Origin of the sequence: Methanoregula sp., assembly GCF_028679125.1 — an archaeon.
Classification (GTDB): domain Archaea; phylum Halobacteriota; class Methanomicrobia; order Methanomicrobiales; family Methanospirillaceae; genus Methanoregula.
In genome coordinates, this window is sequence record NZ_JAJRCG010000006.1 from 85,149 (window position 1) to 104,892 (window position 19,744).

The following is a 19,744-nucleotide window of genomic DNA, read 5'->3' on the forward strand; positions in this document are numbered from 1 at the left end:
AAAAATTGACGATGTATAAATATTTAAATTGTTCTGAATTGACGGCAAAAAAGAGGTTTTCAGATTTCGTGCAAAAATGAGGTTATTTGAACAGTTCTGCGGCCATTTTGACATCGACCCCCCGGAGGGTCTTCCTGCCGGCATGGTCCGACATCTTCTTGGCTTCCTTTGCAAGGAGTATCCCGTACTCTTCCATCATGCCGGCAAGGGCTTCGGTGGCATCGGCACTGACACGCTCGGCACCGGCTTTCTTGATGATCCGTTCAACTGCTGCCTGTGATAATTCCGACATAAAACATTGATTCCTCCCATAACATTTGGCGCAGGATATCTAAAAGTATTGGATTTAGAGCGAGGGAAAGACCCGGATGATATCCGACTGGGTGATGATCCCGACCGGTTTTCCCTCCTCGATAACGATCAGCCGCCCGATCTCCCGCTCCTTGAACCGGTTGATGACCTCGAACAACTTGATGTGAGAGGAGGCCTCGACAACATCCGGGGTCATGCATACCGAGACGCTGGTGGAGAGCGGCAGTTCTTTTTCTATCGCCTTGGCAATATCGCTCATCGTGATAATACCGGAGAGTTTCCCGTTGTCGATCACCGGGGCACCATGGATGTGGTTGTGGTTGAAGAGGATGAGAGCCTCTTTGAGGGTGTCAGTGGTCTTCAGGGTCTTTAACGGGGTGGTCATATAGTGCTTGATCGATTTCTTGGGGAGGGAGATGATCTCGGAGGTGGCGATGAGAAGGGCCTGCTTTGCCTCATCCTTGCCAAAGATCTCGCCGCGGATCAGCAGCCTGTTGACCGGTGTCGGCCCGATGGTAACCTGGTCGCCGATCTCGAAGAGCTTGGCACTCCCGACCAGCTTGATCATCGCATGGCAGATGTCCGGGTGGCAGAGCGTGGTGAAATCAACTTCCTGGACATTGACCCCCCGGATGTCCTCCCCGTTCCGGCTGATCTTCACATCATAGTCGCCTTCGGCCAGGCTCAGGTTGAGTTCCCGGTACGCGATTGCCGTTGGGATGTAACCGCCTTTTGGACCGGGGACGCCATCCACAAGACCTACCGCCTTCAGGGCCTGCATCTGGTTGCGCACCGTCCCGGGGTTGCGCTGGATCATGTCGGCAATCTCCTCACCCTTGATGGAGTGCGACTGCTGGTGGTAGAGGGTGATGAGGGTGATGAGGATATCCTTCTGGATAAGGGACAGGTCCATAACGATAAACCGTTTGACGTTCCATAAATAAATAGATAGGCAGGCAGTTTGTGGAATTCGAGAAGATGCCAACGGTGCCAACTGCGGATGAGATCCTTGACCGGAGTTTCCGCCGTGCGGCAAAGAAGATGAAGGAGAAGGACAACAAGGAGCGGGCGAACGAGGAGTTCGTCCGGGCGGTGGGGGCCGCAGTCCACGACCGGCTGGTGTATATCATCCGCGGGTTCCCCGAATTTGACAAGATCTCCCCGTTCTACCGCGAGATGACCGACATCCTCTTCGGCGTTGAGAAGATCAAGCAGTCCCTTGGCGCGGTGGGCTGGGCAGCAAAGCACACGAAGATGGTCGGCAACCAGATCGCATTCCAGTCCCGCAAGTCCGAGGAGACCCTGGTCCTCAGGAAGCGGGCGGTGGCGCGGCTCGCTTCCATGGTCCACCAGATCAACAAGGACCTGCTCTTCCTCAATGAAGTGAGGAACGTCCTGCGGAAACTCCCCAATGTGGAGGAAGCGTTCACCATCGTCATCGCAGGCTACCCGAACGTGGGGAAGTCCTCGTTCATCCGCAGGGTCTCATCCGCCGACCCGGAAGTGGCATCGTACCCGTTCACCACGAAAGGGATCATCGTGGGACACCGGGAGATGGGACGCGAGCGGATCCAGTTCGTGGACACGCCCGGCATCCTCGACCGCCCGGCAGATGAGCGCAACCCGATCGAGAAGCAGGCGCTCTCCGCGATGATGAACGTGGCCAATGTCATCCTCTTCATCATCGATCCCTCAGAGCACTGCGGGTACCCGATGGAGGTGCAGCTCCGCCTTCTTGAGGAAGTAAAAGGCATGGTCAATGTCCCGGTCATCATCGTCGCGAACAAGTCGGACCTCGTCACCGCTGATGGATACGCCACGATGTCAACCGCGGACGGGACGGGCGTTGATGCGGTGCTCGAAGAGATCCTTACCCACAAACCGGCACCGGAGGTAAGGACCCGGGCGGTGGATATCCGCTCGTCCCTCCCGCAGGAAGCCGAGGACATCGTGGCATTCGATGGGTTTATCGAGGATGAGGACGGCGTGCGGAAACCAAAGCCCAAAAAGGCCAGGAAACCCCGGACAAAGCCGGTGAATTCCTGAAAAGTCCGCGAGGGTAAGATCCTTTTTTTCGGGATACCAGATTCCCCATTTTACGCCACTTTATTCCCCGTTGGGGGAGAGGCGCACGTGCGATGCCGCCGGAACAGGCACTGCCGCGTCACCATGGACGACAATGCCCCGACAGCGGGGACGAAGCCCCAGGGGTGCATCAGCAGAGGCTGAACGAGATGATCGCGATTGTCTGCCGGGAACATGCTACTTCCCTGAAATACCCAAGTACACCGTCAGACCCCCCTCACCCATCCAGCCATCATATTCGCTCCCCTGCTCCTCTTTTTCTGTCGTGAAAATGCAAAGCCATTGCAGGATTTGCGGGCCCTGACCCTGATCCTAATGGGGGGGTCGGGCGGTGTACTTCATGGGTAACCGGACGTTCGGTTCACCAAACCGGTGCGGCAGATGAGATGCCGGTGCATGAAAATAACGTCGCAGGAAAAATGTTCCAGATGGCCCGGCGCACCATAGGACCGTACTCGTGCGACCATTGAAGTACACCGCCCAACCCCCCAACCCGACCACCAAAGATTTATACGACCCTTAAAATAATCTGAACCTAATCCATATGTCCCGGTCTTCCCAGGGGAACGACCGGGCAGGAGACCGGAGGGAAGAGACTCGTGGCCCATTTTAACCAGAGACCCGGAACAAAGAGTGCCGTCCATCACCTGAAAAAACCATTCCCGGACCTAGCAGCATTCAGTGCGGTGGTCCAATCGCTTGTCATGGACAACCCGCTTGGCTGCACATCGTACTTTCACGGCAGGAAGAACCACCCGCCGTTCGAGAAGGTCCGAGAGATGTATACCGCGAAGTTCCTGTACGAGAATACGGACGGGAAGCGGACCGGCGCCGGGCAGGAGACGTACAATTCCGCTGAGGGATACGAGTACGGCATCGCTGCCATCCTTTCTCATATCGCGAATTTTAACGCCCACGGGGGAAAGGCCCGGCATATCCCCGCAGTCGACCTCTTCTCGGTGATCCTGAAATGCCATGACCCGGATGGGGAACTGTATTTTATTGCTATCTCCCGGGACCGGGTGACCGTGGCATCGTATAATGATGATGGGATCCGGAGAAGGGTCGAGTGGTGGACGGAGGGGGTACCGGGGTTGGAGTGAGGGGGGCCCACAGGTAATGATCGCCCCCCTTACGCCAGCCCTGCCCCAGCTAGGGGCGGGGGCGCAGGCGATTCTTCTGTATTACCGTACGGGACATCCCTCAGAACAGTGGAACCGATAATACGACGTAATCGCGGCTAGGGGTGCGCAAAAGTGCGTGATAGGTACGGGGGCAGGGGAATTTCTGATGACTCAGTGAACCGGACAAAAAGATTATCTTCATAATGAGTAATAGTATGAAAACTGGTCATCTCCAATACATTTTATGTGAACACCCAATCAGTAATCAGGACACCACGCAATGATTTTTCAGTTTTTTAAGGCAATACCGATACTGATTTATAATATTATAAAAGTATATTCACGTATACAAGTCGTATTTTCCCATTGGAACTCACCTGATAGGGGACACTGTAGAATATGAAATACAAGAATCCTCCCATCGTAGAAGCGATCTGTGAATTCCGGTTTTCCAAAGAAACAAAATGGGATCTGACCATTCCGGGATCTGTATACGAGAAAGTAAAGGATCAGTTCCCCAACAAAGAAAACCGGTTGGAACAGGAGGTGATCCTGAAGGCTGGTGAGACCGGGGTCAACCAGGATCTAGTTGCATCACAAAAAGCGCTTATGCTCTCTTCTGATCGTTCATCTTTGATTCAGGTTGGCCAACACCTTCTCTCGATCAATCACTTGAAGCCTTATGTCGGTTGGGAATCATTCAAGCCAAAAATCCAGATGGCATATGATACACTTAGTGAAATAACGGAGATTAATGGTATAGATCGAATGGCATTGGTGTATATTGACAGGATTGAAATTCCTGGCAACAGGATCCATATGGAGGATTATTTTAAATTTTATCCTCATCTGGGAGCCGAATTGCCTCAAGATCATAATAGTTTCATGGTGGGGGTTCAATTACCCTATCATAATAACCGGGATTTCTGCAAGCTCCAGTTGACCTCTGCAATGGCGACAAAAAAAGATCATGTCGCTTTTCTCATGACAACGGAATATTCTCTTGCGAAGAAAAATGCCATTCCTTCCGATAAGGCACTAGAATGGATGGAAGCTGCACATGCCATAATAAGGCAATTATTCAAAGGATGTATCACGGAAAAGCTTGAGGATATTTTTGTGAGGCTTGATTAATGACAGAATATCCAGTTATCGGGTTCTATGGAAATTACCGGCCAACAAGAACATTCGATAACATTCCCTTTGAAGATCCAGAGACTTGGCGGGCACGATTATACGGCCACATAGACTTCCGGCTCCAGAATACATTTGTGGAATCCAGTCTGTCTGAGTTCATTTTTAATTTCAAGGATATTGTAGGTAATACCATCAATGCTGCAACGATTGAACAGTCTTTACTCTATTTACAACATTATCTTGGATTCCGGTTCTCACACCCGGGAGAGGTTATCGATTATCTCCAGAAACACCGTGGGATTTATGATTTAACTCTTTACGCTTGTACTCTCACTGAAGAGGAATTTGGATCTCGGGCTCAAATCTCTCTTGAATTGTATAAAGATCCGGAAATAGATGATCAATACTTGACCATTTATGTCAGGCAAAACGAGTACGAGCCGGATATAATTAAAAAAATTGATGCGATCTGCAAGGAGTATGCATCAGCGATGACTGGGGAAGAAGGATATATCCTTGTTACAACTGATTTTCATCCCCCATTGGAGTAATGAATGGTATTTGTATGGTCAGAATTCCTTGACATCGCACGATTTCTTCACATTCAAGGAAAATGTAATTCGATGCCCCAAGAGGCAGCATTTCGCTGCGCAATAAGCAGGGCATACTATGCTGCATTTTGTCACTCTCGATGCTATGCAGCGGCAAGACTTCAATATATTCCTCAGGGTAATGAAAAAGATCACTCACTGTTAAGAGTGCATCTCTTTCGTCGTGGACTCCAGACAGAATCTTTGAAGTTGGATCAGTTGAGGCAATGGAGAAATAATTGTGACTATGAAGATCCCGCATATGCAGCAACGGAGACAACCGTCGACGAAGCGATTACAAAAGCAGATAAAATCGTATCATCACTTCAATTACCATAACTACCAATCACATGTCATTCAACGAAGTCAATACTATATGCATGCATTAAACAGTATAATACATCTTGTTTTTTCTATAAGACTTTGATAATATCATTATCCCATATACTCTACCAGATTCCCAAATCAAGGGAAGAAAGTCAGGGGCTACTCACACCCACCCCATCGCCGCCCATCCAACCAGAAATCCCATGATAGTCCCACCACAAAGAGGCGGCAGTCCCGCCTGCGGCTTACCGGACATGACAAAGTGCATCAGCACGGCAAGCCCGGCAAGCGATCCGACAATCGCCCCGATGGCCGGGAGATTGATGAGCCCGCCGAATTTCACACCGGTCACAAAGACATTGGCAGAGACCACAAGAATTGCGGGCATGATCATGTCGCCCATCCCTATGATGAAGGCAGCCCGCTCGCCTCCGTCTCCCAGCTTCCCGATCCCCTCCTTAATAAACGAGTAGTCCTTCCGCTTGGGGATGACGAAGAGGATGGGTGTCTTCTGGTCGATCACCCCTTCTGCCAGCGTGATCATATGCTTGGTCTTGTATACGGAGATCGCATCGTAGACTGCGAGGAGGACCAGAAGGACCACCACCGGGAGGATCTCGAGCGAGGCACCGAAGATCGCAGCAACACCGGCCCCGATCAGGATCCCGAGGCTGTCAATGACATACCATTCCGGGTATTTGTACAGAACGGCCGTTGCGAGCACGGCAAGGAGAAAAACGATAGCGGTTGCAACGATGGTTTCAGCGGTCATTGAAAAGACCACAACAGCGGGAATCACGGCCTCCCACCATGCCTGCGTTGCCACTGAGGTCATATCCATCGCCGCATAGACCACCGCGGCAAAGATATACACAAAGGTCAGGAAGATCGAGAGCCCGATCACGGTGCCAATCACTTTCTTCATATCGTACTTGATCAGCACCAGCAGGAACGCAGTGAAGACGAGCAGGATGGCGATGAACCAGATCGGGTTGGCAACATCCGAGGGATCCTCGAACGCGGTAATCCCCGATGCCTGGACGGGAAGCGAGAGGAGGATGGCTCCGATCTCCACCACGAGGAGCAGGAGCGGCATGGCGATGAGCGGGGCGAGATTCTTGGTATCCATGAGATATCTCCGTGTTGTAGTCAGCGAATGTTCGTTAGCTTAATTAGTGCGCTCTCATCATCTAAAAGCATGGAGATACGCGAATATTTACCGGATATCATTCTTACGGCCATCATGGTGGTCTCCACGCTTGTCCTGATCCTCCGCTTCTGGCAGGACCTGACCATCGCGGTTGCCGCTGCCCTGATGATGCTCTCGATCGGGGGTCTTTTTCTCTCGCTGGAGGTCAAGATGCGCCGGCTCGAGCAGAGCGTGATCACCCGCGAGCGGATGCTGCGGACAAACCTTGAGGAGATCTCCAACCGCATGGTGGAGAAGTACGACATGGCGATCACCCATCTCGACGAGCACGTGGCCGAGCTCACGCGGCGTGCCTATAAGTGAGCACGGACTACACTACTGGCGATACATCATGGGCGTTGCACTACGGGATATCATTGCGGATTACAAGACACCGGTCACGTGGGATGCCCTGCCGGGCATTGCGGCGGTTGATGGCAACAATACCCTGTACCAGTTCCTCACCATCATCCGGCAGCCGGACGGTACGCCCCTCATGGACCAGCGGGGCCGGGTCACCTCCCACCTCTCCGGCATCCTCTTTCGGATCTCCAACTTCATGGAGAAAGGGATAAAACCGGTCTTTGTCTTTGACGGGAAGCCCACGCACCTGAAACAGGCAACCATTGACGAGCGCCGGAAGATCCGCGACACCGCTGGCGAGAAGTGGAAGGAGGCGCTGGAGCGGGGCGACGAAGAGGAGGCCTACAAACAGGCCCGGTCAGCAACACGGGTCGATGCAACCGTCATCGCTACGTCCAAGGAGCTGCTCGGGCTCATGGGTATCCCGGTTGTCCAGGCACCGGGCGAGGGCGAGGCCCAGGCAGCATTCATGGTGGCAAAGGGGGATGCCCGGTACGTGATCTCGCAGGACTACGACACGCTCCTCTTTGGCACGCCGACTCTTGTCCGCAACCTGACCGTCTCGGGCAAACGGAAGATCCGGGGCCGACAGATCACGGTGAGCCCGGAGCGGATCGTGCTCGCGGATACGCTGGCAGGCCTGAAGCTCACCCGAGAGCAGCTGATCGAGATCGGGATCCTTATCGGGACGGACTTCAACGAGGGTGTTGCCGGGGTGGGCGCAAAGACCGGTCTGAAGATCGTGCAGAAGGGAGAGTTTGCAGTAAAGCTGAAAGAGAAGCAGCCGGACTTCGATCCGGCGCCCGTGATGGAGATGTTCCTTCATCCCCCGGTAACGGAGGATTACTCGGTTGCCGCAGGACACCCGGATGCGGAGGGGATCAAGAAGATGCTCTGCGACGGGTACGACTTCTCGGAAGAGCGGGTGGACAAGGCGCTCGAAGGGTTTTCGGTGAAGGCCGGGCAGAAGACGCTGGAGAGCTGGTTTTAGAACCGGGGACGGGGAGTTCCCATTCTCCATTGCTCCCTTAAAAGGGGAGCTTCCCGGGTACGTGAAAATAAACGGATGACTATCTCTTTAAAAAAGCGGATATGATTCCGGAGTTGTACTATCACGGTTTATTTTCGCCGTACGTTCCGGTATACGAGGGCTTGAGAAGGATCTTCGCTCCTTCGAGCCACATCGCCTTCATCTCCTCGTTGTAGGTCCAGACTCCGTTGTTCTGGAGTCCGATAAAGAGTGCAGCAAGAAGCTGCGCGAGCCGGTGGGCATCGGCATGCGTCTGGATGAAATTCTTCCTCTTTTCCTTCACGATCGCATCTTCAAATGTTGCGACCAGTCCTTTATGGTATTCGATAGTCGCATGCCGGACCGCCGAATTGCGTGATGCGAGCGCGAATAATTCAAAAAAGATTGCCCGATGCCGATCATCGGCATGAGAGAACCGGTCGAAGATCAGCGACAGTGTCTCTTCCAGGGGACGGTTGTAAAATGACTCAAACGTCATACTCTGGATTTCCAGCTGGAATTTATTCAGAACCGCGGCGACCAGTTCCTCCTTGCTCCTGAAGTACCAGTATACCGCCCCCTTGGTAACGCCCAGTTTCTTTGCCACCTCATCGATGGTCATCTGGTCGCAGCCGCGCTCCGCGATCACGTCCATGGCAGCCTCGACGATCCGGCGTTTGGCATCCTCCTTGTATTCCGGGACGACCTTGGGCATTGCTCCTCATATTCACTTCAGCCGTGAGAGGTAAAAAAAACATCGTATGCGGATGAAATGCAAACCGTTTGGTATTTATACATTCTAGCAAGTATGTTATTTTACAACAGGGAATGTGATCTGACATGACAAAGGAATTAAACGCTCTCTGGAGTTCCCGGACGGGTGGCCCAAGCATGATGGCGGAAGGGATAGCACTGCAGCGGTTCGCGGAATCAATGCTGCCGGAGGATGTCCGGATTTTTTCTGATCCCTATGCAATTCATTTCCTTGATCCGGTAAAAGTTGCATGGGCAAAAGAGCACCCTGCGGAGACTCAGGCGCTGGCAGCAGAGGTTGAGCGGAAGATGCCGGGGTGGGATAATGCCATCCGGGGACGTATCCGGTACTTCGATGATGTTGTGCGGAATGCTTCAAGCGAAGGATTTACCCAGGTGGTGATCCTTGGCGCCGGATATGATGCCCGGGCGTACCGCATTGACACGCTGAAAGGACACACCAGAGTCTTCGAGATCGACCGGCCGGCAACTCAGGAACGAAAGACCGGGATCGTAACAAAGGTATTCGGGCAGCTCCCGGACCATGTCTCGTTCATCCCGCACGATATCGGGCAGGGGCCGTGGTGGCCGGCACTTGAAACCGCCGGGTATTCCCCGGCAAAAAAGACACTCTTCCTCCTTGAGGGGCTTGTCATGTATCTCCCCCGCCCCGCTGTCAGGGAGCTGCTCGCCGGGATTGCCGGACACGCCGCTGCCGGCAGTACCGTGCTCTTTGATTTCGTCCCGCAGTCAATGGCAGACGGGTCCTCGGATGCAGCCTCCATGGGGTCGCAGGTCGCCCAGGTGTTCGCCGCAAAGTACCCGGACCGGGTCCGGTCGCTCATCCTTGTTGTGGGTTTCCCCCGGGCCCTGCCGCTGATGAAGGCGATCGGGTATGTGGCGACCCATATGCCGGGGATAAAGGAGAAGATGACCGGCTGGATGTTCAAACAGCCCTACCCGCCGACCCCGGCCTCGTTTGACCGGATGACAAAAGCGGCCAACCGGTGCGATACCCGGCCGCTGCTCAAGACAATCCGGGCCCCCACACTTATCGTGAACGGCAGACAGGACGGGATCGTCCCGATGAAGCTGACACGGGAGCTCGCGGATGGTATCCCCGACGCCCGGCTGGTCCTCGTTGACGGCGACCACCTGTTTTCGGCAAAGGATCCCGATCTCCTGGTAGTCCCGGCCCGGGCCTTCATGGCAGAGGTGGATGGGGGAACAGAAAGGACTGCCGGGGAAGTAGGATGATCCGGGCGCTCTGGTGAACAGGTAGAATTCGATACGGAGCTGATGGTATGCCAAAAGTACACGTGAACGATATTGAGATGTATTACGAGACCCGGGGCGGGGGTGAGCCTCTCATCGTCATCTGGGGGATCGGGGGAGAGATCCCGCCTCTTGCCGACCTTCTTGCGGAGTCCGTGGACGGGAAGTACAGTCTCATCCTGTTCGACAACCGGGGTTCCGGCCGGACAGACAAGCCGGATATGCCGTACTCGATCGACCTGATGGCAGACGATACCGCGGGCCTCATGGACGCGATCGGCATTCGGCAGGCCCACGTCATGGGGATATCGACTGGCGCCCGGATCGCGCTCTCACTTGCGGCCCGTTTCCCGGGACGGGTAAAAAGTCTCATCCTCCACGTAGCCGCTGCACGCTCCCCGGACAAGGAGGACAAGGCCGCAGGCACGTCCTTTGAACGGCTGCGTGCTGCGATGACACAGCCGGGGTTTATGGAGAAGGTGCTCCCCCATCCCCCGACCATTGCCTCATTTCTCCGGCAGTTCGAGGCCCTGCGGGAATTTGACGGTCGGCCTCTGCTCGGGAAGATCCGGGCCCCGACCATGATTGTGAACTGCACCGGAGATCCGTCGACTCCGGTCCGGTATGCAGAGGAACTCCGGGACTGCATCCCGGGCGCCCGGCTCGTCATGCTTGATGGCGATCACCTGGTGGCACGGACAAGTCCCGACCGGCTGGTACAACCCCTGATCGCTTTCCTTGTAGAACAGGGCACCAGGCCGGCCAACCGCGAGAGTGAAGAACCATGAACCACAAAACCGTTATAAATCAGATCGGGAGGAAAACGATGATGCCAGATAAAGAACCCGAGGATTTTGCCTTTCTCGTAGAGGCCGCCCGCACGCTCGGGGCAGCCGACGCGAAGGTGATCCCGACATCGGACGTGGTCGTGGAGAACCGCGTACCCCTGAAATGCCGGGCCGGCTGCATCGGGTACGGGAAGAAACTGACCTGCCCGCCGCACGTCCCGACCCCGGACGAGTTCCGGAAGATCCTTGCCGAGTACCGGTATGCCCTGCTCGTGAAGTTCATCTCTCCCGCAGAAGCCGATCCCGATGTCATCTGCTCAATCTACAGGTACTGGCTCGATCCAGCCGCCCCTGCTGACAAGAAAGAACAGGCAACGCAGTTCTGGAAAGATCACTTCAATGGCACCGGCTCGTTCGCCCCGATGATGCTCGAACTGGAACGGACCGCGTTCAACGCGGGTAACCCCTTTGCCCTTGCCTTCATCAACGGATCCTGCCGGCTCTGCGAAACCTGTAATGTCAAGGCCGGGATCTGCGTTCACCCCACGCAGGCACGGATTCCTGAACATGCCGTGGGCGTCAATATGGTGAAGACCGCAGAGAACGCGGGGATGCCGATCCGGTTCCCGGTGCAAGGGCACCCGGAGCTGATGGCGCTGCTGCTGATCGATTGACGGAGAGCTAAAACTATGAAACAAACCCTGACACCAGCCGATCGGGTAGAAGTAACCGTTCTTGTCGACAATTATATCGATATCTTTGTCCCTCAGGCAACTCCGGTGGACCACCGGTTGCCATTCAGACCCTCCCGCCAGATCCTTGCCGAACATGGATTCTCCTGCATGGTCCGGATCATTACCGGGAAGGAAGAACACGCGATCCTGCTCGATGCCGGGCTCTCCCGGGAGTGTATGGCATGGAATGCCCGGCAACTGGGCATTTCACCTGACGCGATCGAGGCTGTTGTCCTGAGCCACGGGCACTTCGATCACACCGGGGGACTCACCGGGCTCTTTGCCGGGGCAGGACGGCGGATCCCGCTCATCACGCATCCGGATGCATTCATCCGGCGCAGGCTGAACAACCCGGCCAAAGGCCCGGTCGAACTCCCGCAGCTTGATGCTGTTGCGCTGAAGAAGGCCGGGGCCGACATCCTGCTCCGCAGCGAGCCCTCAACGCTCGCAGCCGGCCACCTGCTCGTCACAGGAGAAGTGGAGCGAAAGACCCCGTTTGAGAAGGGAATGCCGGGCATGGAGATGTTCACAAACGGCCGCTGGGAACCCGACCCAATCCGCGACGACCAGGCGCTCGTCATCAACGTGAAGGACAAGGGCCTTGTCGTGCTGAGCGGTTGTGCCCACACGGGGATCATCAACACCGTGAAGTATGCACAGAAGTGCACCGGTGTCAATCACATCCACGCGGTCCTTGGGGGATTCCATCTCACCGGGCCTGCCTTTACACCCATCATCCAGCCGACCATTGATGCCATGAAAACGATCGGACCGGATTACATTGTGCCCATGCATTGCACGGGGTGGGACGCGATCAACCGGTTCATGACCGCAATGCCGGAGAAGTGCATCCTGAACACAGTCGGGACAACATACGTGTTCTGAACCGTGCTGTACGGGAACTGCCACGATCAAACCGGCACCGGGATCCTGCCGGTATCCCGATTAAAAGAATGCCAGGTACAGGAAATAACACCCGATGATGATGATGAGCACTCCCACGATCCGGTCGAAAACCTCGCCGCTCACCCGGGCCTTCTCCTTGATCCGCTGCCCGAACGCCCCGCCAAGCGAACTGATAACAATCAGAGGGATGGAGAGCCCCACGGCATAGATGAAGATCGTGAGAAGTCCCTGCAAAGCAGTCTGGTACAGGGCGATATAGGTCAGGACAATAACGAGCATCGGGGCACCCCGGCCCACGGTGATCGCACCAAACGAGAGCCCGAGCAGGAAAGCACCGGTCACCGTATAGGAGATCGGCCTCCGGAAGAAGTCGAAGATGCTTCGGATGGGCGGCTTGTAGAGATGGAGGAGCTGCAACCCCATCAGGACAAGGAGGATGCCACCGAAGGCCCACGCGATCGTCTCGTTGAGGAAGAGGAGATAGTGGCCGATATATCCCGCGATAAGGCCGAGCGGCAGGAGCACGAGGATAGTCCCGGTACAGAACGAGACCGTCAGTTTGAGAATATTCGCAAGGGAGAGCTGCGTCTTCCCGCTCGTCAGGTACCCGATCAGGCCAAGACAGAGCACGCTGTTGCAGGGGCAGGTGCCGGCAATCAGGCCGAAGATGAATATGCCCAGAAGCGAGGGATCGAATGCGGCCATCGTACACTCTACTGGGCAGTGTCAGGTAAAAAGATACGTGGCCCAAATTGAGGCCTGACCCGGATCCATTATGGGCATGTATAAACCCCGGAAGCGAGCACCATTTACATACAGAAAACATCCCGGAACCCCTTTCCACTTCCTCACAAGAACTACCGGTGAACCCCATGCAGATCAGATCGTGCAAAAAGACGTACAACAACGAAACCCAGCGTGCTGTGCCCCTGAAGGAGACCCTTGCCCGGATCGAGCCGAAAGTGCCTGCTGCCGGTATTACGCGGGTTGCAGATATCACGAATCTCGACCGGATCGGCATCCCGGTCTTCTCCTGTATCCGGCCTACCGCGGAGAACGGAGCCATCACGGTCTACAACGGGAAGGGGGCCACGGTCGAGGAATCGAGGATCTCCGCCATAATGGAGGGCATCGAGCGGTACTCGGCCGAGGTGCATGACCGGGATCTCCGGGTAGCACTCTACGATGAGATGCTGGCCTCCGGGCCTGTGATCGATCCCCATGACCTGATCCTGCCGGAAGGTGCGGAGACGGACCGGTTCACCTCGTGGTGCGAGGGATACGATATCGTCAGCAACAAAACCGTGTGGGTCCCGGCCTACGCAGTATTCCATCCCCTCCCCCCGAAATACCGGGGACCTGCCCGCACGAACACGAACGGCCTTGCCTCGGGAAACACCCGGGAAGAGGCGATCTTCCACGCCCTCTCCGAAGTCATCGAACGGGACGCCTGGTCGATCGTTGAGACAACGCGGAACACCGGGCCCGCGGTTGTGGGGATCGATGACCCGGTGATCCGGGAGATGCAGAAGAAATTTGCCGATGCCCAGGTCGAGGTCACGATACGGGACATCACGAGCGACATCGGCATCCCGACAATCGCTGCGGTGGCAGACGACGTGCTCACAAAAGACCCCAGCCTCCTCACCATCGGCATAGGTACGCATACGAGCGCACGGATCGCCGTGATGCGGGCACTCACCGAAGTTGCCCAGAGCCGGCTCACCCAGATCCACGGGGCACGCGAAGACACCACCCTTGCCGAGATGCGCAAGAAGATGGGCTACGAGCGGGCAAAGCGGATCAACGGGTACTGGTACCGGGACAACGGAATCGTCGAGTACGCGGATATCCATTCATCGGACACCGACGATTTCCAGAAGGATATCCAGAACGTCATTACGGCGCTGAAAGCACAAGGACTCGACCGGGTCATCATCGTGGACCTGACCCGGGAGGAGATCGGGATTCCGGTCGTGCGGGTGATCGTGCCGGGACTTGAATTGTTCGCCATGGACCCCGAACGAAAGGGAGAACGGGTGAAGCATGCACAGGATCATCGTCTTTCTCGGGCCAAGTCTTGACCTGAACGCGGCAGAGAAGATCCTCACCGCGGAGTACCGGCCTCCTGCAAAGAGGGGTGACCTTCTCCGGGCCTCAGAAGAGGGTGCGACCATCATCGGCCTGATCGACGGGGTCTTCCACCAGGAATCCGCGGTCGCCCACCGGGAGATCCTTGCTGCGGTAAAAAAAGGGGTTACGGTTGTCGGGGCGTCCAGCATGGGAGCCCTCCGGGCAGCCGAGATGGACACACTCGGAATGATCGGTATCGGGGAAGTGTACCGGATGTACAAGAGCGGGGAGCTCATTGCCGATGACGAAGTTGCGCTCGTCTTCGATCCCGAGACGGGTCTCTCGCTTTCCGAGCCGCTCATAAATATCCGGTTCACGCTCCGCGAAGCGGAGCGGCAGGGGATTATTACCCCGCAGGACCATGCAATCCTGCTCTCGGCAGCCCGCTCGGTCTTTTATCCGCAGCGGACCTACCCGAAGATCGTTTCATCGGCCGGAGATTCCCTTGATGCCCTCACACAGAAGAGGTTCCTTGCCTGGGCGCTGGACTATGCCGTTGACCAGAAACGGCAGGACGCAATCGAGGCGCTGGAGTATATCCGGGGGATGGTTACTGAGATCCCGGAAGCGGAAAAATAATTGTTTTATCGAGAAAACACTCCTGGAACAAGTCCTTAAAATATGACGATTTTCCCTCTCATGGCCACTTCCACGCACGAGGGAGAAAAAATGCCAACAGTCCCGGGATCCGCCGCGGGGACGCCCCGTCGGGGGCGGCGGCGTTCGTCGCACCACCAGTGAATTGTGTTAACTTAAAAAAAGAGCATTTTCCAGGGGAACGTTCTCCTCATTCCACCTTTGCCCAGACATACGCGAACCGCTGGAACGCGGTGATATGGCCGAAGAACCCGAAGAGGACGAGCATCCAGCCAAGGAGCGAGAGGCTGAGGAAACTCAAGGGGATGAGCATATCGATGATCCCCACGACCAGGATCATGACCAGCCGGTCCGCACGCCCGAGGATACCACCGTAATACCGCCCGACACCGACAGCCTGCGCCTGGGTCCCGAGATACGAGGACATCAGGACACCGGTGAGGGCAAAGACACCGATCTGCCACGGGACAAGGCCCCCGGCAAAGATACCGGTGATGATGAAGATGTCTGCGTACCGGTCCACCGCGTGGTCGAGGAAATCCCCACGTTTGGTCTGGTTATTCGTTGCCCGGGCAACAGCCCCGTCCATCGCGTCGCAGAAGGCATTGAGGGCAACAGCAAGGACCGCCCAGAACTCCATCCGCAGGTAGAACAGGATACCGGCCACGGCCGAAGCAATGAGGGCGGCAATAGTGAAGAAATTCGGCGTCAGCCGGCACCGTATCGCCACGGCGACCAGCGGATCGAAATACACCTTCACGTGGGAACGGTACTGGTCGAGGGTCATGGCCCCACCTCAAGGAACGAGGTCCAGTCGATGTGGCCGTAGTCCGCCGGTATCTCTCCCTTGACAAACTGCTCGATCCGGTCGGCGCAATAGGGAGCGTCGCGGCCGGTAGTGTCGAGCTCGAAGATAGTGGCGGGATCGTAATCCTCTACGGTCTCGATGAGGCAGGAGTCGAGCGCCTCGGCCTCCGCATTCTCCCGGATCTTTGATGCCCGGTACTTGCGCTGCGCCAGCCGGGCTTTCAGCTCATCGGGACGGCAGCGGAGGACAATGACCTTGTCACAGGGAAGCAGGTGGGCGAAATGCCCCTCGACAAAACCGTCAACGGGTCTGAACTCTGCGGCCCACCGGTCCACATCGATGATCTGCACGTCCCGCTTCTCGTCATCACCGGTCACGTACGGCCCGACCGTATCGGTGAGGTGGACAACCCGGTGCCCCCGGCGTGCCAGCTCATCGCCGATCATCGATTTTCCTGTGCCGGGCGTGCCGGTGATACCGCACATCATAAGGTGTTTATCACCTTCACGAAGAGCTCGTTCTCCCAGTCCTCGCCAACGCTGACCCGGATGTAGTGGTCTTCAAGCCCGGCAAAACTCCTGCAGGAGCGGACAACAACTCCCTTTCGGGCCAGCTCCTCGACCATCTCATCGCTCCTGTGCGGGGCGACATCGATCATCACGAAGTTTGCGTCCGATGGCAGGACGGGATACTTCACTTCGTCCGTGAACCGCGTCCTCCAGCGCTTCACCTGCGCACGGTAGCGCTCCGCGTGAGCAGTGTCCCCGAGCGCTGCGGCTGCGGCTGCCATCGAGACCGCGTTGACGGTAAACGGGGTGCCTGCCCGCTGGTACCACGGCGGCAGCCAGCGGGGAGTGAAGGCATACCCGATCCGGAGGCCGGCAAGCGAGTGGACCTTCGACATGGTCCGCCCGAGCACCAGGTTCTCGTGCTTCTTCATCAGCGGGAGGTAATCTATTCCCGAGAACTCCACGTAGGCGTTGTCCAGGAAGAGCAGGCCTTCGATCCCCTCAAGGATCTCCTCAACCACGGGAATCGGCGTTGCATTCCCGGTCGGGTTGTTGGGTGAGCAGAGGACGGTGATCTTCGCATCCTTTGCCGCATTTACCAGTCTCTTCGGGTCGGCCGAGAAGTCCGCTTCGCGGGGAATGGTGACGACCTCTGCACCCTGTCCCATGGCAGCAAGGGCATAGAAGGAGAAGGTAGGAGTCGAGATCGCAACCTTCTCACCGGGTTCGACCAGCGTGCGGATGATGGTCTCGATGACCCCGTCCATCCCGACACCGGTGACGAAATGGAAATCCCCGTACGTGGCCCGGAGGGCGTTCATGAGCACGTTCACCCGCTCGTCGGGATACCGGTTCACGGTCTTTAAGGCCGCCTCCGCTGCCTCAAGGGCAGCGGGGGAGAGCGGTTCGGGATTCTCATTGCTCGCGAGCCGGGCTATGCGGGTCATGCCGTACTCACGGGCGATATCCTCTGCCTTCTTGGCAAAGACATAGCCGCTCTTCTTCTTATAGCAGGATCTAACCAAGCGCTCCATTGAGAACCTTCACTACGCGGTCGATTTCCGCATCGGTGATGACAAGCGGGGGAACGAGACGGAGGTTGCCATCCGCTGCGCAGTTGACGAGCACACCCTGTTCTGCGCACTTCTTCTGGATCTCCGGGCATCTGTCGCCGACACTGATCCCGATCATGAGCCCGCGGACACGGGGGTTGAACTTCGCAAGGCCCTTCCGGAACCGCTCGCCTTTGACTGCCACTTCGGGCAGGATCTTTTCGATCACATTGAGCGTGGCCACACCCGCGGCACAGGCCAGCGGGCCGCCGGCAAAGGTACTCCCGTGCTCGCTCTTCTTGAACTCCAGCCCTTCGCGGGCTGCGAGGGCTCCCATGGGGAACCCGCTCGCGATACCCTTTGCCATGGTGATGATATCCGGGCTTACTTTCGTGTGCTGGATGGCCATCCATTTGCCCGTGCGGCCCATGCCGGTCTGCACTTCGTCCACGATCATGAGGGCGCCGGTCTTGTCGCAGATCTCCCGGATGCCCTTAAAGAAGCTGTCCGGCGGGATGATGACACCGGCCTCTCCCTGGATAGGTTCGACGATGATACCTGCGGTATCGCTGTCAACCGCCTTCTTCACGCCTTCCAGATCGCCGTAGTCGACAAACGTTACCGGGAGCCCGAGCGGCTCGAACGGCTCGCGGATCCCGGGCTTGTGGGTCACGGCAAGCGACCCGATGGTGCGCCCGTGGAACCCGTGGGTAAAGGCAACGAACTTCTTCTTCCCGGTCCGGACGCGGGCAAGCTTGAGCGCCCCGTCCGTTGCTTCCGCTCCCGAGTTTGAGAAGAACGCCTTGTGCAACCCGGTGACCTCGACGATCTTCTTTGCAAGATCGCCCTGGTGCGGGACATAGTAGAGGTTCGAGCAGTGGATGAGCTGGCGTGCCTGGTCGCAGATCGCTTTCACGACGTCCGGGTGGCAATGGCCGGTACTGCAGACCGCGATGCCTGCCACGCAGTCGATATATTCCTTCCCATCCGCGTCCCAGACCTTCGAGCCCTCGCCTTTGACAATGGCGATCTCACGGGAGAACGCGGGCATATAAAAGCGCTCGTCAAGCGCTTTCATCTGTTTTGTTGTTTCCATTCCAATCACAGGTTCATTGTGTATGTTATTCGTATTCGATCGTTGCCGGGGGTTTTGCGGTGATATCGTAGACAACCCGGGCAACACTCGGGATGTCTGCAGTGATCCTCGACCCGATCTTCACCAGGTGCTCGAACGGGATATCGATCGGGTCGGCAGTCATGGCGTCACGGGAATGGACCGCTCTCACGGCAACGATCCAGCCATGGATCCGGTTGTCGCCCTTGACACCGGTGCCGAGGCCGATGAGCGCGGCAAAGCACTGCCAGGGGTGGTATTTCTCCACCAGCTCGTCCTCGACGATCCAGTTCGCCTCGCGGATGACAGCGACCTTCTCTCTCGTCACCTCGCCCAGCACTCTCACCGCAAGCCCGGGGCCGGGGAAGGGCATCCGGTGCTGGATCTCCTTGGGGAGACCAAGAGCGCCTGCCACGTCGCGGACCTCGTCCTTGTACAGGTCACGGATCGGCTCGATCACTTTCGTGAACTCGATGTCAACCGGCATCCCGCCCACGTTGTGATGGCTCTTGATCCCACCCTGGCTCTCGATTATGTCGGGATAGATCGTACCCTGCAGCAGGCATTTTGCGCCGACCTTCTTTGCCTCGCGCTCAAAGACCCGGATGAACCGCTCGCCGATAGCTTTCCGCTTGGCCTCGGGATCCGTGATGCCTTTGAGGGAATCGAGGAACTCGTCACCTGCATCGATGATCTGGAGCCGGATATTGCCAAAGATCGTCCGTATGCGATCGGTCTCCCCTTTCCGCATCAGGCCGGTGTCGATATAGATCGGGATGAGGTTGTCCCCGATAGCGCGGGCGGCAAGCGCTGCACAGACAGAACTGTCTACCCCTCCGGAGAGGGCCATGACAACCTTCTCGTTCCCTGCGGCGGTTTTTATCTCCTCGATAGCCTTTGCAATGAATTTTTCAGTATTTACCATGAGATTTGGCTCCT

General features: G+C 56.6%; 22 protein-coding genes. 12 read left to right on the forward strand and 10 right to left on the reverse strand.

Features of this window, described 5'->3' with window-relative positions; genetic code table 11:
• Positions 1 to 82 precede the first annotated feature (82 nt).
• Together LUQ43_RS06075 and LUQ43_RS06080 are read right to left on the reverse strand one after the other, a co-directional pair.
• Complete coding sequence (locus LUQ43_RS06075) at positions 83 to 292, reverse strand: histone (protein WP_299965132.1); 210 nt, start codon at positions 290 to 292, stop codon at positions 83 to 85.
• 54 nt (positions 293 to 346) lie between these two features.
• Positions 347 to 1,225: a CBS domain-containing protein gene (locus LUQ43_RS06080; protein ID WP_299965134.1), complete on the reverse strand. Its 879-nt coding sequence runs from the start codon at positions 1,223 to 1,225 to the stop codon at positions 347 to 349.
• A 65-nt stretch (positions 1,226 to 1,290) separates the two neighbouring features.
• Between LUQ43_RS06080 and LUQ43_RS06085 the strand changes: the two genes are divergently transcribed.
• The 4 genes from LUQ43_RS06085 to LUQ43_RS06100 all read left to right on the forward strand — a co-directional run bounded on the left by LUQ43_RS06085 (position 1,291) and on the right by LUQ43_RS06100 (position 5,209).
• Positions 1,291 to 2,358, forward strand: a complete 1,068-nt coding sequence (locus LUQ43_RS06085; protein ID WP_299965136.1) for a GTPase — start codon at positions 1,291 to 1,293, stop codon at positions 2,356 to 2,358.
• Between the two features lie 638 nt (positions 2,359 to 2,996).
• Positions 2,997 to 3,500 (forward strand): hypothetical protein, encoded by a 504-nt coding sequence (locus LUQ43_RS06090; protein WP_299965139.1) that lies wholly within the window; start codon positions 2,997 to 2,999, stop codon positions 3,498 to 3,500.
• 420 nt (positions 3,501 to 3,920) lie between these two features.
• Positions 3,921 to 4,655 carry a TIGR04255 family protein gene (locus LUQ43_RS06095; protein ID WP_299965141.1) on the forward strand — a complete coding sequence of 245 codons (735 nt, stop codon included), beginning with the start codon at positions 3,921 to 3,923 and terminating at the stop codon, positions 4,653 to 4,655.
• Positions 4,655 to 5,209 (forward strand): hypothetical protein, encoded by a 555-nt coding sequence (locus LUQ43_RS06100; protein ID WP_299965143.1) that lies wholly within the window; start codon positions 4,655 to 4,657, stop codon positions 5,207 to 5,209. The genes LUQ43_RS06095 and LUQ43_RS06100 overlap by 1 nt, the downstream gene beginning before the upstream one ends.
• A gap of 529 nt (positions 5,210 to 5,738) precedes the next feature.
• Here the strand turns inward: LUQ43_RS06100 and LUQ43_RS06105 are convergent.
• The gene (locus tag LUQ43_RS06105; RefSeq protein WP_299965145.1) at positions 5,739 to 6,704 is read right to left on the reverse strand and encodes a presenilin family intramembrane aspartyl protease PSH; all 966 of its coding nucleotides are present in this window, start codon (positions 6,702 to 6,704) and stop codon (positions 5,739 to 5,741) included.
• 69 nt (positions 6,705 to 6,773) lie between these two features.
• Between LUQ43_RS06105 and LUQ43_RS06110 the strand changes: the two genes are divergently transcribed.
• Together LUQ43_RS06110 and fen are read left to right on the forward strand one after the other, a co-directional pair.
• Positions 6,774 to 7,088, forward strand: coding sequence for a hypothetical protein (locus LUQ43_RS06110; RefSeq protein WP_299965147.1), 315 nt, complete (start codon positions 6,774 to 6,776; stop codon positions 7,086 to 7,088).
• Between the two features lie 28 nt (positions 7,089 to 7,116).
• Positions 7,117 to 8,118: a flap endonuclease-1 gene (fen, locus tag LUQ43_RS06115; RefSeq protein WP_299965149.1), complete on the forward strand. Its 1,002-nt coding sequence runs from the start codon at positions 7,117 to 7,119 to the stop codon at positions 8,116 to 8,118.
• A 121-nt stretch (positions 8,119 to 8,239) separates the two neighbouring features.
• Here fen and LUQ43_RS06120 read toward each other — a convergent pair whose 3' ends face one another.
• Positions 8,240 to 8,851, reverse strand: a complete 612-nt coding sequence (locus LUQ43_RS06120) for a TetR/AcrR family transcriptional regulator (protein ID WP_299965151.1) — start codon at positions 8,849 to 8,851, stop codon at positions 8,240 to 8,242.
• Between the two features lie 125 nt (positions 8,852 to 8,976).
• Here LUQ43_RS06120 and LUQ43_RS06125 point away from each other — a divergent pair, with 125 nt between their 5' ends.
• Genes LUQ43_RS06125 through LUQ43_RS06140 form a run of 4 tightly spaced genes read left to right on the forward strand, consistent with a single transcriptional unit; the run spans position 8,977 to position 12,571 of the window.
• Positions 8,977 to 10,146 (forward strand): SAM-dependent methyltransferase, encoded by a 1,170-nt coding sequence (locus LUQ43_RS06125; RefSeq protein WP_299965154.1) that lies wholly within the window; start codon positions 8,977 to 8,979, stop codon positions 10,144 to 10,146.
• A gap of 47 nt (positions 10,147 to 10,193) precedes the next feature.
• A complete protein-coding gene (locus LUQ43_RS06130; protein ID WP_299965156.1) occupies positions 10,194 to 10,952 on the forward strand; it encodes an alpha/beta fold hydrolase in 759 nt (252 codons plus the stop codon).
• Positions 10,953 to 10,993: 41 nt separating this feature from the next.
• Positions 10,994 to 11,626, forward strand: a complete 633-nt coding sequence (locus LUQ43_RS06135; protein ID WP_299965158.1) for a DUF2284 domain-containing protein — start codon at positions 10,994 to 10,996, stop codon at positions 11,624 to 11,626.
• Positions 11,627 to 11,641: 15 nt separating this feature from the next.
• On the forward strand, positions 11,642 to 12,571 hold the full coding sequence (locus LUQ43_RS06140) for an MBL fold metallo-hydrolase (RefSeq protein ID WP_299965161.1): 930 nt from the start codon (positions 11,642 to 11,644) through the stop codon (positions 12,569 to 12,571).
• 60 nt (positions 12,572 to 12,631) lie between these two features.
• On the opposite strand, the gene LUQ43_RS06145 is transcribed toward LUQ43_RS06140, so the two are convergent.
• Positions 12,632 to 13,297 carry a cytochrome c biogenesis protein CcdA gene (locus LUQ43_RS06145; RefSeq protein ID WP_299965163.1) on the reverse strand — a complete coding sequence of 222 codons (666 nt, stop codon included), beginning with the start codon at positions 13,295 to 13,297 and terminating at the stop codon, positions 12,632 to 12,634.
• Positions 13,298 to 13,464: 167 nt separating this feature from the next.
• Between LUQ43_RS06145 and LUQ43_RS06150 the strand changes: the two genes are divergently transcribed.
• Positions 13,465 to 14,676 carry a YcaO-related McrA-glycine thioamidation protein gene (locus tag LUQ43_RS06150; RefSeq protein ID WP_299965165.1) on the forward strand — a complete coding sequence of 404 codons (1,212 nt, stop codon included), beginning with the start codon at positions 13,465 to 13,467 and terminating at the stop codon, positions 14,674 to 14,676.
• A complete protein-coding gene (locus tag LUQ43_RS06155; protein WP_299965167.1) occupies positions 14,639 to 15,304 on the forward strand; it encodes a TfuA-related McrA-glycine thioamidation protein in 666 nt (221 codons plus the stop codon). The genes LUQ43_RS06150 and LUQ43_RS06155 overlap by 38 nt, the downstream gene beginning before the upstream one ends.
• A 208-nt stretch (positions 15,305 to 15,512) precedes the next feature.
• Here LUQ43_RS06155 and LUQ43_RS06160 read toward each other — a convergent pair whose 3' ends face one another.
• The 5 genes from LUQ43_RS06160 to guaA are packed head-to-tail and all read right to left on the reverse strand — an operon-like array spanning position 15,513 to position 19,730.
• Entirely contained in the window at positions 15,513 to 16,109 is a 597-nt protein-coding gene (locus LUQ43_RS06160) for a CDP-alcohol phosphatidyltransferase family protein (protein WP_299965170.1), read from the reverse strand.
• Positions 16,106 to 16,618 carry an adenylate kinase family protein gene (locus tag LUQ43_RS06165; protein ID WP_299965172.1) on the reverse strand — a complete coding sequence of 171 codons (513 nt, stop codon included), beginning with the start codon at positions 16,616 to 16,618 and terminating at the stop codon, positions 16,106 to 16,108. Before LUQ43_RS06165 ends, LUQ43_RS06160 begins: the two co-directional genes overlap by 4 nt.
• On the reverse strand, positions 16,615 to 17,673 hold the full coding sequence (gene hisC, locus LUQ43_RS06170; protein WP_299965174.1) for a histidinol-phosphate transaminase: 1,059 nt from the start codon (positions 17,671 to 17,673) through the stop codon (positions 16,615 to 16,617). Before hisC ends, LUQ43_RS06165 begins: the two co-directional genes overlap by 4 nt.
• A complete protein-coding gene (locus LUQ43_RS06175) occupies positions 17,657 to 18,787 on the reverse strand; it encodes an acetylornithine/succinylornithine family transaminase (protein ID WP_299965176.1) in 1,131 nt (376 codons plus the stop codon). Before LUQ43_RS06175 ends, hisC begins: the two co-directional genes overlap by 17 nt.
• Positions 18,788 to 18,812: 25 nt before the next feature.
• A complete protein-coding gene (gene guaA, locus LUQ43_RS06180; protein ID WP_299965178.1) occupies positions 18,813 to 19,730 on the reverse strand; it encodes a glutamine-hydrolyzing GMP synthase in 918 nt (305 codons plus the stop codon).
• Between the last annotated feature and the right edge of the window lie 14 nt (positions 19,731 to 19,744).

Excerpts from the sequence above, each read along its gene's own strand:
- LUQ43_RS06110 (WP_299965147.1), top strand. The coding sequence starts at position 6,774 with ATGGAGATACGCGAATATTTACCGGATATCATTCTTACGGCCATCATG.
- LUQ43_RS06095 (WP_299965141.1), top strand. The coding sequence starts at position 3,921 with ATGAAATACAAGAATCCTCCCATCGTAGAAGCGATCTGTGAATTCCGG.
- LUQ43_RS06075 (WP_299965132.1), bottom strand. The coding sequence starts at position 292 with ATGTCGGAATTATCACAGGCAGCAGTTGAACGGATCATCAAGAAAGCC.
- hisC (WP_299965174.1), bottom strand. The coding sequence starts at position 17,673 with ATGGAGCGCTTGGTTAGATCCTGCTATAAGAAGAAGAGCGGCTATGTC.
- guaA (WP_299965178.1), bottom strand. The coding sequence starts at position 19,730 with ATGGTAAATACTGAAAAATTCATTGCAAAGGCTATCGAGGAGATAAAA.
- LUQ43_RS06140 (WP_299965161.1), top strand. The coding sequence starts at position 11,642 with ATGAAACAAACCCTGACACCAGCCGATCGGGTAGAAGTAACCGTTCTT.
- LUQ43_RS06150 (WP_299965165.1), top strand. The coding sequence starts at position 13,465 with ATGCAGATCAGATCGTGCAAAAAGACGTACAACAACGAAACCCAGCGT.
- fen (WP_299965149.1), top strand. The coding sequence starts at position 7,117 with ATGGGCGTTGCACTACGGGATATCATTGCGGATTACAAGACACCGGTC.
- LUQ43_RS06160 (WP_299965170.1), bottom strand. The coding sequence starts at position 16,109 with ATGACCCTCGACCAGTACCGTTCCCACGTGAAGGTGTATTTCGATCCG.
- LUQ43_RS06105 (WP_299965145.1), bottom strand. The coding sequence starts at position 6,704 with ATGGATACCAAGAATCTCGCCCCGCTCATCGCCATGCCGCTCCTGCTC.
- LUQ43_RS06175 (WP_299965176.1), bottom strand. The coding sequence starts at position 18,787 with ATGGAAACAACAAAACAGATGAAAGCGCTTGACGAGCGCTTTTATATG.
- LUQ43_RS06130 (WP_299965156.1), top strand. The coding sequence starts at position 10,194 with ATGCCAAAAGTACACGTGAACGATATTGAGATGTATTACGAGACCCGG.
- LUQ43_RS06080 (WP_299965134.1), bottom strand. The coding sequence starts at position 1,225 with ATGGACCTGTCCCTTATCCAGAAGGATATCCTCATCACCCTCATCACC.
- LUQ43_RS06155 (WP_299965167.1), top strand. The coding sequence starts at position 14,639 with ATGCACAGGATCATCGTCTTTCTCGGGCCAAGTCTTGACCTGAACGCG.
- LUQ43_RS06120 (WP_299965151.1), bottom strand. The coding sequence starts at position 8,851 with ATGCCCAAGGTCGTCCCGGAATACAAGGAGGATGCCAAACGCCGGATC.
- LUQ43_RS06085 (WP_299965136.1), top strand. The coding sequence starts at position 1,291 with ATGCCAACGGTGCCAACTGCGGATGAGATCCTTGACCGGAGTTTCCGC.
- LUQ43_RS06100 (WP_299965143.1), top strand. The coding sequence starts at position 4,655 with ATGACAGAATATCCAGTTATCGGGTTCTATGGAAATTACCGGCCAACA.
- LUQ43_RS06165 (WP_299965172.1), bottom strand. The coding sequence starts at position 16,618 with ATGATGTGCGGTATCACCGGCACGCCCGGCACAGGAAAATCGATGATC.
- LUQ43_RS06135 (WP_299965158.1), top strand. The coding sequence starts at position 10,994 with ATGCCAGATAAAGAACCCGAGGATTTTGCCTTTCTCGTAGAGGCCGCC.
- LUQ43_RS06145 (WP_299965163.1), bottom strand. The coding sequence starts at position 13,297 with ATGGCCGCATTCGATCCCTCGCTTCTGGGCATATTCATCTTCGGCCTG.
- LUQ43_RS06125 (WP_299965154.1), top strand. The coding sequence starts at position 8,977 with ATGACAAAGGAATTAAACGCTCTCTGGAGTTCCCGGACGGGTGGCCCA.